12 protein-coding genes are annotated in these 13,644 nt (G+C 63.1%); 9 read left to right on the forward strand and 3 right to left on the reverse strand.

What is annotated here, in order from left to right:
- Positions 1 to 8: 8 nt before the first annotated feature.
- Both OU999_06010 and OU999_06015 read right to left on the reverse strand, forming a co-directional pair.
- The gene (locus OU999_06010; GenBank protein WAC25361.1) at positions 9 to 1,715 is read right to left on the reverse strand and encodes an SPASM domain-containing protein; all 1,707 of its coding nucleotides are present in this window, start codon (positions 1,713 to 1,715) and stop codon (positions 9 to 11) included.
- Between the two features lie 65 nt (positions 1,716 to 1,780).
- Complete coding sequence (locus tag OU999_06015; GenBank protein ID WAC24740.1) at positions 1,781 to 2,572, reverse strand: ABC transporter permease; 792 nt, start codon at positions 2,570 to 2,572, stop codon at positions 1,781 to 1,783.
- Between the two features lie 136 nt (positions 2,573 to 2,708).
- Between OU999_06015 and OU999_06020 the strand changes: the two genes are divergently transcribed.
- A complete protein-coding gene (locus tag OU999_06020; protein ID WAC24741.1) occupies positions 2,709 to 3,905 on the forward strand; it encodes an ABC transporter ATP-binding protein in 1,197 nt (398 codons plus the stop codon).
- A 2-nt stretch (positions 3,906 to 3,907) separates the two neighbouring features.
- Entirely contained in the window at positions 3,908 to 4,981 is a 1,074-nt protein-coding gene (locus tag OU999_06025; GenBank protein WAC25362.1) for a glycosyltransferase family A protein, read from the forward strand.
- A gap of 89 nt (positions 4,982 to 5,070) precedes the next feature.
- Here OU999_06025 and OU999_06030 read toward each other — a convergent pair whose 3' ends face one another.
- Positions 5,071 to 5,784, reverse strand: a complete 714-nt coding sequence (locus OU999_06030) for a sterol desaturase family protein (GenBank protein ID WAC24742.1) — start codon at positions 5,782 to 5,784, stop codon at positions 5,071 to 5,073.
- Positions 5,785 to 5,905: 121 nt separating this feature from the next.
- Between OU999_06030 and OU999_06035 the strand changes: the two genes are divergently transcribed.
- From OU999_06035 to OU999_06065, 7 genes are all read left to right on the forward strand, one after another.
- Positions 5,906 to 6,076 carry a hypothetical protein gene (locus OU999_06035; GenBank protein WAC24743.1) on the forward strand — a complete coding sequence of 57 codons (171 nt, stop codon included), beginning with the start codon at positions 5,906 to 5,908 and terminating at the stop codon, positions 6,074 to 6,076.
- Positions 6,077 to 6,113: 37 nt separating this feature from the next.
- The gene (locus tag OU999_06040; GenBank protein WAC24744.1) at positions 6,114 to 6,962 is read left to right on the forward strand and encodes a hypothetical protein; all 849 of its coding nucleotides are present in this window, start codon (positions 6,114 to 6,116) and stop codon (positions 6,960 to 6,962) included.
- On the forward strand, positions 6,940 to 7,437 hold the full coding sequence (locus OU999_06045; protein WAC24745.1) for a hypothetical protein: 498 nt from the start codon (positions 6,940 to 6,942) through the stop codon (positions 7,435 to 7,437). The genes OU999_06040 and OU999_06045 overlap by 23 nt, the downstream gene beginning before the upstream one ends.
- Before the next feature lie 140 nt (positions 7,438 to 7,577).
- Positions 7,578 to 9,410, forward strand: a complete 1,833-nt coding sequence (locus tag OU999_06050) for a DUF885 domain-containing protein (protein WAC24746.1) — start codon at positions 7,578 to 7,580, stop codon at positions 9,408 to 9,410.
- A gap of 149 nt (positions 9,411 to 9,559) precedes the next feature.
- Entirely contained in the window at positions 9,560 to 10,954 is a 1,395-nt protein-coding gene (locus OU999_06055) for an MATE family efflux transporter (GenBank protein WAC24747.1), read from the forward strand.
- A 79-nt stretch (positions 10,955 to 11,033) separates the two neighbouring features.
- Entirely contained in the window at positions 11,034 to 12,029 is a 996-nt protein-coding gene (locus OU999_06060) for a glycosyltransferase (protein WAC24748.1), read from the forward strand.
- Between the two features lie 168 nt (positions 12,030 to 12,197).
- Positions 12,198 to 13,307: a cell wall hydrolase gene (locus OU999_06065; protein ID WAC24749.1), complete on the forward strand. Its 1,110-nt coding sequence runs from the start codon at positions 12,198 to 12,200 to the stop codon at positions 13,305 to 13,307.
- Positions 13,308 to 13,644 lie beyond the last annotated feature (337 nt).

Consider the following 13,644-nt stretch of genomic DNA (forward strand, 5'->3'; position numbering starts at 1 on the left):
CATGACGCTCAGCCAGCGGGCGCCTGCAACCGGCGCAAAGCTTTGCGAATGTTGATATGGCGTGCATCGGGGAAAAGCCTTGCCCGCACTTGCCGCAACGCGCTGCCGCTCGTTTTCTCGATGCGCTCCACATCGTCGACGACCGATGCCAGCCTGTCGAGGAAAGCGCGATTTCGGTCGGTCAGGCCATCATCATCGATGCTGCCTGTAGCGGCGAGCGATGCAGCCCGTTCGACCAGCGACACAGTCTTGGTCCAGTCGGGATAGGCGTGGCGCGCGGCCTGTTGCGGGTCCTGCCAAATCCGGTCGAGCAGCAGTTCCGCCATGTCCAGATGCGATGCCAGCGTGCGATATTGCTGGTCCAGCATCCGCAGTTCGTGGTGACCGACCATGGGGTCGTCAAAGCCCCCCACCGCTTCTATCTGCGCGTGCAGCGCGTCGAGGGCAGCCTTGTCATAATCCTCGAACATGTTGCCCTGGGTCCGCTGCAGCGTGCCCGAATGCGGGATCAGGCGGATGGTGTCGAAGCCAAGCTCTCGCGCCATGGTGATCGCCGCGCCGACATCCGATATGTTCGCCAGCTGAACCGTATAATTCCATTGCAGGTGGCGGATCAGGCCGCGCTGGCGCAGTTCTCCCAGAAACGCGATCCTGGGCTGCATATCGACCCAGCACGAACCAACCCGCACCCGGTCGTACACCTCGGACGACGCACCGTCGATCGACATGAAAACATTGTCGAACCGGTTGTGCTGAATGCGGCTCCACATCTTCTCGGAGAAATTGGTCGCATTGGTGGTCAGTGAAATGCCGATGTCTCGCGCCGACAGAACATCGCTTTCGATGAACTTGACCATGTCGCGCATGATAAGCACTTCGCCGGCCCCTGAAAACGACACTGCCTCAAGGCTGCCCATCGCCACGACTTCGTTGATGGTGCTGACCGCGGCACCGATCTTGGCACGCTCGGGCAGTATCCTGGTGTCCCGGCACATCGTGCATTCCAGATTGCAGCCATAATCGATGTCATGGTGCATCCCTGCAGGGCCGAAGGACAGTTCGGTCAGCCCGTCATTGACAGCGGCGATGATATCTTCGCTCAGCAATCCGTCGTCCGCCGGAATATGCGTTTTTGCAGGCGGCGATTGCAGTTTCGGGCAGACCTCTGGGCGACAGCTGGTCGCATAATCGCCAGCCAGAAACTGCTGACGCATCGCCTGGTAAACCGGCCCGTTCCAGACGTCCTTCATCGAATCCGAGGCAGCATGTCCGGCGAGCATATTGGGCTTGATCCACGCCAGGCAGCAGCAGGGGTAGATCGACTGGTCCGCAAACACGGTGGTATAGCTGAACGGAAAATAGCACTTCAGGCGTCGGCGCTGGCCACGCCCCCATTGGACCGACTGCCATATCCGGCTGAACGCGAACCCGCCTGCAGGCTGACCCTGCTGATCGACAACGCGCAATATCGCCTGGCTGCCAGGGGTCAGCCCGGTCAGATCGACCGCGGCATTCTGCCAGCCAGACACCAGATCGGCACGGTCGATCAGCGCTTCGCCGCTCCAAAGCTCAAGAAACGCTGCAGGTCCATTGGGCTTCACCAGGCACTGCAGATATCGGCCACCTTCACCGGTCTCGATGACCAGATCGTCTTCCACCGTGCACAGGCAAAGCGAAGCCGCGTCAACATCCAAGACGCCGATATCACTGGCCATCGCCACAGCGTCCGGTTTCATATCCAGGGCAACGAAGCCCGCCAGCAGGGTCACTTGATCCTCTGTCAAAGCATGTCACCCAATTGTCGCCTGAACGCCTTTGTCACCAGCATGGCTGTAGCAGACAGCAGCAGCACCATGGCCCAGAAGATCAGGGTCTCGCGCGCCGACGGCAGCGATGCACTGTCGCCCAGCAGAGCATAGCGATAGGCATTGACGATATGTGCGCCGGGATTGAGCTCGACCAGCCAGCGCAGATCGCCCGGTATCCGGGACACGGGCCACACGATCGGCGTCAGCCAGAACCAGAGCGCCAGCAGCGGGACAACAGCCTGGGCGACATCGCGGAACGCGGCGTTGGCGACCGAACAGATGATACCGAGCGGCAGCGCGAAAGCGCACAGGCATGCAATCGCATAGGGCAGGACGAGGATCGTCAGGCCTGGGGGATAGGCGGCCACCGCGAGGCCGATCATGACCAGCGTCAGGATGATGGCATGCGTGACCAGCGCCGCGCACAGGCTTGCGGCCGGGAAGACTTCGACCGGCAGCGCAGAATTGCGCAACAGCGTGGAGTTGGCCGATATCGCATGGGTCATGTTGACGACCGCTTCGGTCAGGAATGCCCAGGCCACGATCCCTGCGGCCAGCGCCACTGCCAGGGGATAATCGCCGCGCGCGGTCACGCCCAGGCCGACCTGGAGAACGAGCAGAAATGTGGCCATTTGCGCGAGCGGGAAAGCCACGCTCCACCACCAGCCCAACAGACTTCCGGCGAAACGCCGTTCCAGTTCCCTCATGGAAAGGAACCCGATCAATCTGCTATGTGCGCAAACCAGTTCCCAACGTCTTGCCACGACAATTTCCGCATCCCGCTATCTGCCGCAAAAAGGCCAGGACATTCGGGGGTTGCCGCTGCCTGGCTATGGCGGTTAATAGCGGCGGATGAAGATGTCAACGTCCGCACCTGGCTCCTCGGCGCCCCCGATTGTCATGGACGTCCAGAACGTTTCCAAGCGTTATAATCTCTATCGTTCGACCGGGCACCGGCTGGCGGGCATGCTCGGCCTGGCCAAGCCGCTGGATGTCAAATCTGCGCTGCGCGATGTCAGCTTTTCGGTCCGCAAGGGCGAGATGATCGGCCTGATCGGTGGTAATGGCGCAGGCAAATCCACCCTGCTCAAGCTTGTCGCCGGGGCGACCACCGCCAGTTCGGGCAAAATCACGCGCAGCGGGCGGATCGCGGCGCTGCTGGAGCTTGGTGCCGGGTTCCATCCTGAATGGACCGGGCGGCAGAATGTGGAATATTATCTGCGCCTGCAGGGTCTCAGGCGAGCCGAAGTCCAGGCATTGCTGCCGCAGATCGAGAGCTTTGCCGATATCGGCGCCTATTTCGATCAGCCGATCCGAACCTGTTCGACCGGTATGGCCATGCGCGTCTCGTTCGCCGCCGCAGCGCTGCTTCCGTGCGAAACGCTGATCATCGATGAAGCTCTGGTGGTGGGCGACAACCGGTTCGCGCACAAATGCTTCCAGCATATCGCCCAGCTGCGCGAACAGGGCATCACGATCTTTCTGGTCACGCACCGCCTCGATCTGGTGACGCAGCTCTGCTCGCGCGCGCTTTATCTTCAGCACGGTCAGCTGGTGTTCGACGGAAGCCCCGATGAGGCTCTCACGCTGTATTATCAGCAATATACCACCTCGCCCAACGCGAACGACGGAGGAATTCCCGCAAAGATCGAGAAGCCGGATACCGAATATGGTTCGCGTGAGGCCAATATCCGCGCGGTTCGGTTGAGCGACAACAGGCTGAGATCGGGTGCCAACGCGGTCGTGGCCGTCGACTTGCACTTCGCGAAGGCATGCAACCATCCCGTACTGATGTTTGCGCTCAAGACGACCGAGGGCATTTTGCTCTATCAGACCGATACCGATCAGCTGGGAGCATCGATCGGCGCGGTAGCCGCCGACAGCCATGTCACGGTCGAAATCGCGATCCCCCTGCCCTTTGCGACGATGAGCGTGTTCGTCAATCTCGCCCTGACCGAACAGCGCAGCGACGGCCTGCATGTCCTGCACGCCAGGGCGTCGTGCGTCGAAATCGAGGTCGACGGCCCTCCGGGTTTGCTGGGCCTGGTCGATGTGGGGGCCGCGATGACCTTGATCGGGACGGAAATGGTGGCTTGACCATGACCTGTCCGCCCAAAGTCAGCGTGATCATCCCGGCGTACAACGCCAGCAGGACACTTGCGGCAACGCTCGACAGCGTGAGGGCCCAGACCTTCACCCAGTTCGAATGCTGGATCGTCGATGACGGGTCGACCGACGACACCGCAGCCATTGCCGAGCTTTATGGCAAGGCCGACCCGCGTTTCCGCCTGTTGCGTCAGCCCAATCGCGGGGTCGCGCTGGCCCGCAATACGGCCTTGGAGCAATCACAGGGCGAGTTTGTTGCCGCGCTGGATGCGGACGATGTCTGGCACCCGGATTATCTCAGGGCCCATGTCAGCGCCCTGACCGAGAGTTCACCGCATGTGGGGTTTTCCTATTGCTTCGCGCGCGCAATCGACGAGCATGGCTGGGTGAAGAGCACCATGCAGACGCATGGCATCAGCGGCCGGATCGGCCAGGCTTTGCGCTATCACAACGCGGTGGGAAATCCGAGCGTGGTGGTGTTCAGGCGCGACCATATCATCGGGGCTGGCGGCTATGATCCGCGCCTTCAACAGAGCGGCAGTGTCGGGTCCGAAGACTGGTTGCTGCTGATGAAAGTGGCAGCGACGTCCGAGGCGACGGTCATTCCGCTCTACCTTGTCGGATACCGGGTTTTGCCGGACTCGATGTCGGCGGACCGCATGCGCATGGTCAAGTCCTCGCTTCTGGCCGAGCAGATCTACATGGCAGAATTGCCGGAAGCCGCGACGCCCGAACGGGTTGGCCGCTGGCGGTCGGCGCTATGGGCGTTGGAGCGGGGGCGCGATGCCATGCGTTCCGGCAAGATTGTCCGCGCCGCCTGGGCATTGGGCCTTGGCGCGCTGCTCGATCCCGCGCGGCTATGCGCCCGTCTGGCGGATATCCCGGTGTCGATCTATCTTCTGTCGCGAAGGCAAGACATGCGCGACTGGGCTCAGTTGAGGCCCGACGAGGATTTCTTCAACCATCACCAGAGCAGGCCATTTTCCTCCCGATTGATGAAAAGCAGATTGCAGCGACTGTCATCCACCGCCGGCCCTGATCCGCAGCGGCTTTGGCCGACACGCTGATCCGGTAAGGCGCGCGCAAGCGTCCGGGCCTTTATGGTGGAAAGGCCCTGTTGCATCCCCGTTGGCCAATTCCGGCACCTGCGGCCGCCCTATCGGTCCAGCCCGAGGCGCTGGGGCGACTGGTTGCCGCTGTACGTGCCGAACATCCGGTCCCAGACGATCAGGCCATTGCCGAAATTGCTGTCATGTTCGGACCGATCGGCCGAATGGTGGCGGCAATGGATCGCAGGGGTTGCGATCACTCCGCCCAGAATGCGTTCGGCCATGGGCGGCAAGTGGACATTGCTGTGCGCCGCCAGGTCCAGCGCCTGCAATACGATCAGCGCTCCGGCAACGGCCAGTTCGTCGAGACCGGTCAATGCCGTTACGAAAGCAAGGCTGGCCGCCGACAGAATGGCCTCGCCCGGATGCGTGCGAAAGCCGGTCGAGAAATCGAGATGCACGTCACCGTGATGGACGCGGTGCCATCGCCAGAGAAGATCGGAACGGTGCATGAGCCGGTGCAGGCTGTAGCTTGCCAAGCTGAAAAGCGTCAGCGCGATAGCTCCTTCGCTGACCAGCGGCAGGCTCGCCGCCCAGCGGCTGTTCAGCAGCCCCCAGCCGTGCTCTGCGGCCAGTATCGCAGCGGCCATCGGCCCGATCCAGGGCAGCAAGCCGATCAGCATGGCGACGATCCCCAGACCGAAATTGATCAGCAGCCGGCGATCATCCGAAATCCCCTTTCGCGCAGGCGAAAGCGCCTCGCCGAGACAGGCCAGCATGAACACCAGAAGCAGTACGACCAGATGGATGGAGCCTGTCATGACAGCACCATTCCTAGCCAATCGGCAGGTGCTTGACACCCCTGAACTGCAACGCCAGTGTCGCATGCAACGATGGCCCCGTTCGGCCGGGTCCAGGCTTTCGATCTTCAGGGGACATGACATGACACTCGACCGTATCGCCACCGCCTCGCTGTTCGCTGCCATGCTGATGAGCGCGGATGCAGCAATGGCCGGCGTTGCCGTGCCCGCTCCGGTTGCAGGCGTGGGCATCGGCGCAGTGCTGCTGATCGGCCTGGGTTATCGCGCCTTGCGCAACCGCATCGGGAACTGAACCGCATCGGGCGCCTGTCCTTCGTACGTTTCCGGCCATGACAGCAGCATTGTCGCCGGCGGGCGCCAGGGCACCGCGCGCGGTGTGGCTAACGCTTGCCGGCATCGTAGCTGCGGTCAACATGAACGCGGCCTATATCATCGGCAGCGTCCAGCTGCAGGGGCTGGCCATCGCTGCCACCAATCTGTTCGGCCTCAACGCCGCCATGCTGTTTGCCCTCTACGGGCTGTGGGAAATCGGGCAGAAGGACACTGCCAACGCCCAGGCAGTACCTGGGTCGCGGAGCGATATGGTGGTGATCGCCGCAACCCTTGGCCTTTCGCTGATCCCCTGGAATGCCGCCAGCCTGGTGGCACTTCTCGGCATTGGCTTGTGGTGCATTGTCACTAGCGCAGCCGAAACGGCTGAACGCCGCGCCGGACTGATCATGCTGACCATGGGCGGCAGCATCCTGGTCGCACGTCTGCTGCTCAACAGTGTTGGCGACAGCGTCGTCAATCTCGATGCGCAGTTTGTCGGCTGGCTGGCCGGGGTCGCTGTCGAGGACAATGTTGTCGATTTCCGCAATTTCGGTGAGCGCAGCTTCATCATCGGCCTGGGCTGTTCATCGGTGCACAACATGTCGCAAGCGGTGCTGCTATGGGCCACGACCACCCAGTTGCTGCGATTGAAGATCGATGCACCGCTGGTCCTCTTTGCCCTAATGGCGATGGCCGGAATGTTTCTGGTCAATGCCGCCCGGCTGACCGCCATTGCCTGGTATCCGCAGCATTTCGACACGATCCACCAGGGCTGGATCGCCGAGCTGTTCGGCCTGATCAGCCTGATCGTCGCAGCCCTGATCATTGCGGCAGGGGCATTGCATGCTCACCGTCGCCAGGCTTAGCGCGGTGCTGCTGGTCGTGGCGCTGACAGCGACCATGGCGCCCAAAGCGCTGCTCACCGAGTTCAACGCGACCGAAGATCAAGCCCGGCTTGAGCGCGACATTGCGCGCCGGCTCGAGGATCGGGGATTTTCGGTTACCCGCAGCACCGAGATTTCCCGCCCTGCGACCTTCTATGCTCAGCGCGCAGACTGCCGGGTCATGATCCGGCATGCGACAGACCCCGCCGGATTTGATCGCAAATACAGGCAGAATTCCCGCGCCATAGGGATGCTCCGCTATCGTATCGGATCGAAGAGCTACGATGCACCGCCACTGCTGGACCTGTGGGTGGCCGAAAAGCTGCATCAGGCGAAAATTCGGCTGCGCATCGGTAATGCGCGCGCAGCTGCACTGGCGATCGCCATGAACGCGGACTGCCCGCCCGATGCACTTCCGACCGATGACCTGCTGATCCATCCCCAGGCCTCAAGCTGAGCCGACTGGTCATTGGTGAATGGCCTTGCGGGGACCAGTGTGCGACGCGGATCGACATTTTCGTATACCACTCGTCGCTCCGGGGCTTCCCGCTTTGCAATCATGCACTTATGGTTCGCGCCAAACCAAGGGGAATCATCATGAAGCCTGTCATCCGTACCGCCGTGTCCGCGCTTGCGCTGGCGTTTGCTCTTCCAGCCGCTGCCGCCTTTGCCGAGGTGGCTCCTGCGCCGGCATCCCCCTCGACCGAAGATGCCGCGCTGACCGCGTTTCTGGATGCCGAGTTCGAGACATGGGTGCAGATGCAGCCGCAGCTCGCCACGCGGCTGGGTCGCAAGGACAATGGCGACAAGTGGAACGACCCCAGCGAGGTTGCAGCCGCAGCGCAGCTGGCCTGGCGACAGCAGAGCATTGCCCGGATGAAGGCGAAGTTCGACCGGGCAAAGCTTTCGCCCGAGGCGCAGGTCAATTACGATATCTGGGAGCTGGAGGGCGAGCGCGCGGCACTGTCGCATGCCAACCGCGTCTATCGCCCGCCTTTCTATTCGCGGCTCTATTCGGCGCACAGCCAGTTGCCCGATTTCCTGATCAACACCCACACCGTCGCGGACGTCACCGACCTCAGGAACTATATCGCGCGGCTGCGCGGCATGCCGGCGGTGCTGGATGTGGCGATCGAGCGCACCAGGGCAAGCGAGACGGCGGGCATTCGCGCGCCGAAATTCCAGATCGAAACGATCATCTCGGGCAGCGAGAAGCTGAGCAGCGGCGCGCCCTTTGGTGACGGGCCCGACACTGCGCTCTGGGCCGATGTGAAGGCCAAGACCGAAGCGCTGGTAAACGCCGGCAAGCTGCCGCGCGCCGAAGCCGACGCGCTGCTCGCCGAAGCCCGTGCGGCCATTGTCGCGCTCAAGCCCGCTTATGGCCGCGTCATTGCCTGGGCGAAGGAAAGCCTGCCGCTTGCCCCCAGCGGCAAGGTCGGTGCGCTCACGCTGCCCGACGGCGCGGCCTATTATGCCAATGAGCTCAAGCTCAATACCACCAGCGATTACACGGCAGAGCAGATCCACAGGATCGGTCGGACCGAAGTTGCGCGGATCGAGGCGGAGCAGGATGCACTGGCGCGCAAGGCAGGGTTCAAGGACCGCAGCGCCTATTATGCCGAGCGTGCCCGGCTCAACCCTGCCCGTCAATTCGACGATGCCGCGCGCCAGGAATATCTCGACAGCGCCAATGCTTTTGTGAAGCACACGCGCAGCCTGCTTGCGCCCTATTTCAACACCCTGCCCGCATACGGGATCGAAGTGGTGCGCGAACCGGCCTTTTCCGAGGTCGCGGGCGGCGCAGCGCATGCCTCTGCCCCCAGCCCAGATGGCGCGCGTCCGGCACGCACCTATGTGCATCTGGTCGGCACGGTGCCCGACCCTGCGGCCAAATATACGCTGATGTGCCATGAGGCTGTGCCCGGCCACAACATGCAGGGCGATATTCAGGTGCGACAGAAGAGCGGGCCGCAGTTCCGCGCGGTCACCGGCTATGTCGCGTTTGGCGAAGGCTGGGCGCTTTACGCCGAGGCGCTGTGCAAGGAGATGAACGCCTTTCCCGATATCGCGGCGGACTTCATGCGGCTGGATGCAGAGCTGTTCCGGGCGGCGCGCCTGGTTGTCGATACCGGCATCCATGCGATGGGTTGGACCGAGGACGAGGCGGTGGAGTATATGAATACCACCGGACGCCAGCCGATCGAGCGTTCGCGTTCCGAGATCCGCCGCTATATCACGCTGCCCGGCCAGGCGACCGGCTACAAGATGGGCATGCTCAAGATCATGGAACTGCGCCAGAAGGCGGAGAAGACCCTGGGCCCCAAATTCGACATCAAGGGCTTCCACGACCTGCTGATCGCATCGGGATCGCAGCCCCTGTCGATCCTGGAGCGGCGCGTGAACGACTGGATCAAGCGCAGCCAGGGTTGACCAGCGCCTATGGCAAAAGCGGGTTTCGATCAGAAACCTGCTTTTGCTGACGCGTTGTTGCCCTATATGGGCCATGTCGGGCGGCGCAATTCGCTGACCGCGAGAATGGGTACGCCGCCATTACTGAACCTGCCACCGCTGCCGTCGAGATGACCCCCACCGATGCCGGTGCCGAAGACACCGGCGGCGTACGCGCAGCAGCCGCGCCTCAGGGTCGGCCCGGCGGTGCAAAATTCCTGACCGGCAGCCTGATGCGCCATGTGGCGGTGATGACGCTGACCTCCAGCGTCGGCCTGCTGGCGCTGTTCATCGTCGATTTCGTCAACCTGTTCTTCATCTCGCGGCTGGGCGATCCGGCGCTGACCGCAGGCATCGGCTTTTCGAGCACGCTGCTGTTCCTCAACTCCTCGCTCAACATCGGCTTGATGATCACCATCAGCGCGCTGGCGGCGCGGCGCATCGGCATGGGGCGCGGCGATACGACGCGCGCGCTGCTCGGCGAGGTGCTGCTGCTCGGCGTGATCCTGTCGGGCGTCATCGCGACCATCTTCTGGATCTTCGCGCCGCAATGGGTCGACCTGATGGGCGGCACCGGCACCGCCAAGGAGGCAGCGGTCAGCTATATCCGCATCGTTGCGCCCTTTGGTCCGGTGACGGTTACCGGCATGGTGTGCTCGGGCTTCCTGCGCGCCTATGGCGATGCGCGCCGCGCCATGAACACGACGCTGGCCATGGCGATCGGCAATGCGGTGTTCGATCCGCTGCTGATCTTCGGGCTCGACTGGGGCTTTGTCGGCGCGGCCTGGTCGACGGTGATCGCGATCATCCTGATGGCGATTACCGGCGTGGTCCCGATACTGCGCCATTATGGCGGCTTTGCCATGCCCTCACGCGCGAGCTTTGCTGCAAACCTGACCGATATCCGCAAGATCATGGTCCCGGCGGTGCTCACCAATCTGGCGACTCCGGTCGGGGGCATCATCGCCTTCCGGCTGATCGCGGTCTATGGCGAAGCGGCGGTGGCAAGCTATGCGGTGATCGGCCGCATCATCCCGCTGGCCTTCTGCCTGCTGTTCTCGCTGTCCGGATCGATCGGACCGATTATCGGCCAGAATTACGGCGCGGGCCAGCTCGAACGGGTGCGTGGCACCATCGACCGGGCGGTCGTGTTTGCCGCCGGCTTCACCCTGTTGATCTGGCCTGTGCTGATCCTGGGCGTCGATACCATCGGCTGGATATTCGATCTGCCCGCAGGCGGCATGGACCTGATCCACGCCTTTGCCTGGGTCGTCGTGCCATTGTTCTTCTTCAACGGGCTGCTGTTCATCGCCAATGCCAGTTTCAACAATCTGGACCGCGCCTCATGGTCGAGCTGGACGAACTGGGGCCGCAACACCATCGGCGTGCTGCCGCTGGCGATGCTGGGCAGCAGCATTGCGGGGGCACCCGGCGTGCTGGTCGGCCAGGCGGTCGGCGGCGTGCTGTTCGGGCTGGGCGCCTATTGGCTGACCTGGCATCGGGTGAATCAGCTGCGGAAATTATAGGTTAACCGGTTTGGCGCTAAGCCGGGTTGCGGCTATTCAGGCGCGTGGTGTACCAACAAACCGGTTTTGCGATCTGAACATGTCCGTCCCTGCCAGTCCTCTGATCTCGGTCATGATGAGCGTGTACAACGCCGAGCGCTATGTCGCCGAGGCGATCCAGAGCATATTGGGCCAGACCGAGGGCCGGTTCGAATTCCTGATCGTCAATGATGGTTCGCGCGATGCATCGGGGTCGATCATCGATCGCTATGCCGCACAGGACAATCGCATCCGCGCCATCCATCAGGAAAACCGGGGACTGATCGCCAGCCTGAACCGCATGCTGGACGAGGCCCAGGCCCCTCTGGTGGCGCGCATGGACAGCGACGACGTATCGCGTCCGGAGCGCTTTGCGGTGCAGCTCGCCTATATGCAGGCGAACCCCGATATTGCCGTGCTGGGCACCAATACCGACGAGCTGGATGCGGACGGTGCCTTCTTCCCGTGCAGCGACTTTCATCCCGAACAACCGGCGGACATCCGCGATCGGCTGATGGTCGCCAGCGCCATGTGCCACCCTTCGGTGATGATGCGCCGCGATGTCATCCGGTCGCTCGGCAGCTATCGCGCCGCGTTCCGCCATTGCGAGGATTACGACCTTTGGCTGCGCGTCAGCGAGCGCCACGACCTGTACAACCTGCCGGACAGGCTGTTCCTCTATCGCCGTTCGCCCGATCAGGTGAGCGAGCGGCACATCCTGGTCCAGGCCATCGGTGCAGCCTGCGCGCGCTATGCCGCGCAGCAGCGCCGTGCCGGGAGGCCCGACCCGTTCGAGGGCGCGAGCGCCCTGCCCTCGCTCGAACAGATCGATGCGATGATGGGCACGACAGGTGTTGGCGCGCGCATGCGGCTGGAAGTGATCGACAGCATCAAATATTCGCCCGAGGCGATGAACGGTGGGGGCCTTGCGCTGATGAAGGCGCATCTGCGCGAAGGCGGCACCAAGGACGGCTTCTGGCGTACCGCCGGACGCATGGTCAAACTGGGCATGATCCCGCAGGCATTGAACCTCTCGTTCGACCTGGTTCGCTACTGAATCGCCCGGCTGAAGCCCGATTTTTCAACATTTTAACATCTCCCGACAGCGCTGTCCCGGTCAGAGACAGCGCAATTTGGTCGCTGATTTGGTAACGGTTTTGCGCTAGGGGAGCAGTGTGACGGCGATCACGCCGCGCGACTCCCATCCAGGATACCATCTCCCACCATGCCGCTTCGCTTCGCCCGTACGTTGTCTGCCCACAAGGCGATGGGGCTGCGCGAGTGGATTGCGTGGCTGTTGCTGGCGCTGGTGCTGTCGCTGGGTGCCTCGCAGATCGTCCGCGCCCAGCGCGGCGATGATGCCGATACCGCGCCGCGCTACCAGCCCAAAGAGGGCCTTGCCTTCGAGCATGCGGGCGAGAATTTCCCGGGCTCGGCCTTCTATTATCTCGATGATTCCGGATCGCTCGTCCTGCCCAGTCCGGCGGTGATGACCAGCGATGACCTGGGCATGGGCGGACCGGGCGAGTTTGTCCGCAGTGTCGTGATGGCCGGATCGCCGAGCGATCATGCCCGCGCGCTGCAATGCCTGACAGCGGCCATCTATTACGAAGCGGCGATGGAGCCCGATGCCGGTCAGCAGGCCGTGGCCCAGGTGGTGCTCAACCGCCTGATGCACCCCAGCTATCCCAACACCGTGTGCGGCGTCGTCTATCAGGGGTCGGAGCGTGCCACGGGCTGCCAGTTCACCTTCAGCTGCGACGGCGCGATGGCCCGCGCGCCCAGCCCGATCTATTGGGCGCGCGCCCGCCGCGTCGCAGAGCGCGCGCTCGCCGGCTATGTCTATCGCCCGGTCGGCACCGCAACCCATTACCACACGACCGAGGTCTCGCCTTACTGGGCGCCCAGCCTGGATTATCTGGGCACCATCGGCGCGCACCGCTTCTATCGCTGGAAGGGCGCGGCTGGGCGCAGCAGCGCGTTCAGCGATCGCTATCTGGGCGGCGAGCCGTTCCCCGGTCCCAAGCCGCGCACCGGGTTCACGCTGACCGGCGGCGTCGATCCGCTGGACCCGCTGGTGCTGGCCAAGTCCTTTGAAGCCGCAAGGCTCAAGGCAGAGGCGGAGAATGCGGTGGAACTGGAGGCCCAGAGGCTGGGCCGCACCACGCCCATTGCCAGCCAGGCGCCGATCGGCGCAGCGGTACCTGCTTATGCGCCTGAAATGGCCAGGCGGGGCGGCGAAAAGGCCCTGCGCGGCAGCAACCTGCCCGACAACAGCCAGATAAAGCCCGAATATCGCAATTCCGGCCAGTGGATCCGCCAGCCGGGCACCTGATCCGGGCCCCTGAGCCCAGCCGCTTGCCTGCCGGGTGCGCAAAGCCTGCGGCATTAACGATAGCCAGCAACCACCTTCGCAAAACCGCGGTTAGCACTCGCTAGCCTATGGTCGGTAATCGGCGGATTAACCGCGCCCCGTTTGTCCCGAATTGAGACAGACGGGATCACCGGCTTCTGCGGCAGGTCGAACGGCCCACAGGGAGAGCAAAGAAAAACCAACCTATTTTCCGTAACTTACTGCGACCAAACGGCGTGCAAGAGGCAGGCGAGCATCTCCAGAGTGATCCGCCGCAGCCTATGGCCTTTGAAAGCTCCGATGCGGGGCAAATTTGCAT

The organism is Blastomonas sp. SL216 (assembly GCA_026625625.1).
Classification (GTDB): Bacteria; Pseudomonadota; Alphaproteobacteria; order Sphingomonadales; family Sphingomonadaceae; genus Blastomonas.

Excerpts from the sequence above, each read along its gene's own strand:
- OU999_06010 (WAC25361.1), bottom strand. The coding sequence starts at position 1,715 with ATGGCCAGTGATATCGGCGTCTTGGATGTTGACGCGGCTTCGCTTTGC.
- OU999_06020 (WAC24741.1), top strand. The coding sequence starts at position 2,709 with ATGGACGTCCAGAACGTTTCCAAGCGTTATAATCTCTATCGTTCGACC.
- OU999_06025 (WAC25362.1), top strand. The coding sequence starts at position 3,908 with ATGACCTGTCCGCCCAAAGTCAGCGTGATCATCCCGGCGTACAACGCC.
- OU999_06030 (WAC24742.1), bottom strand. The coding sequence starts at position 5,784 with ATGACAGGCTCCATCCATCTGGTCGTACTGCTTCTGGTGTTCATGCTG.
- OU999_06035 (WAC24743.1), top strand. The coding sequence starts at position 5,906 with ATGACACTCGACCGTATCGCCACCGCCTCGCTGTTCGCTGCCATGCTG.
- OU999_06040 (WAC24744.1), top strand. The coding sequence starts at position 6,114 with ATGACAGCAGCATTGTCGCCGGCGGGCGCCAGGGCACCGCGCGCGGTG.
- OU999_06045 (WAC24745.1), top strand. The coding sequence starts at position 6,940 with ATGCTCACCGTCGCCAGGCTTAGCGCGGTGCTGCTGGTCGTGGCGCTG.
- OU999_06050 (WAC24746.1), top strand. The coding sequence starts at position 7,578 with ATGAAGCCTGTCATCCGTACCGCCGTGTCCGCGCTTGCGCTGGCGTTT.
- OU999_06055 (WAC24747.1), top strand. The coding sequence starts at position 9,560 with ATGACCCCCACCGATGCCGGTGCCGAAGACACCGGCGGCGTACGCGCA.
- OU999_06060 (WAC24748.1), top strand. The coding sequence starts at position 11,034 with ATGTCCGTCCCTGCCAGTCCTCTGATCTCGGTCATGATGAGCGTGTAC.
- OU999_06065 (WAC24749.1), top strand. The coding sequence starts at position 12,198 with ATGCCGCTTCGCTTCGCCCGTACGTTGTCTGCCCACAAGGCGATGGGG.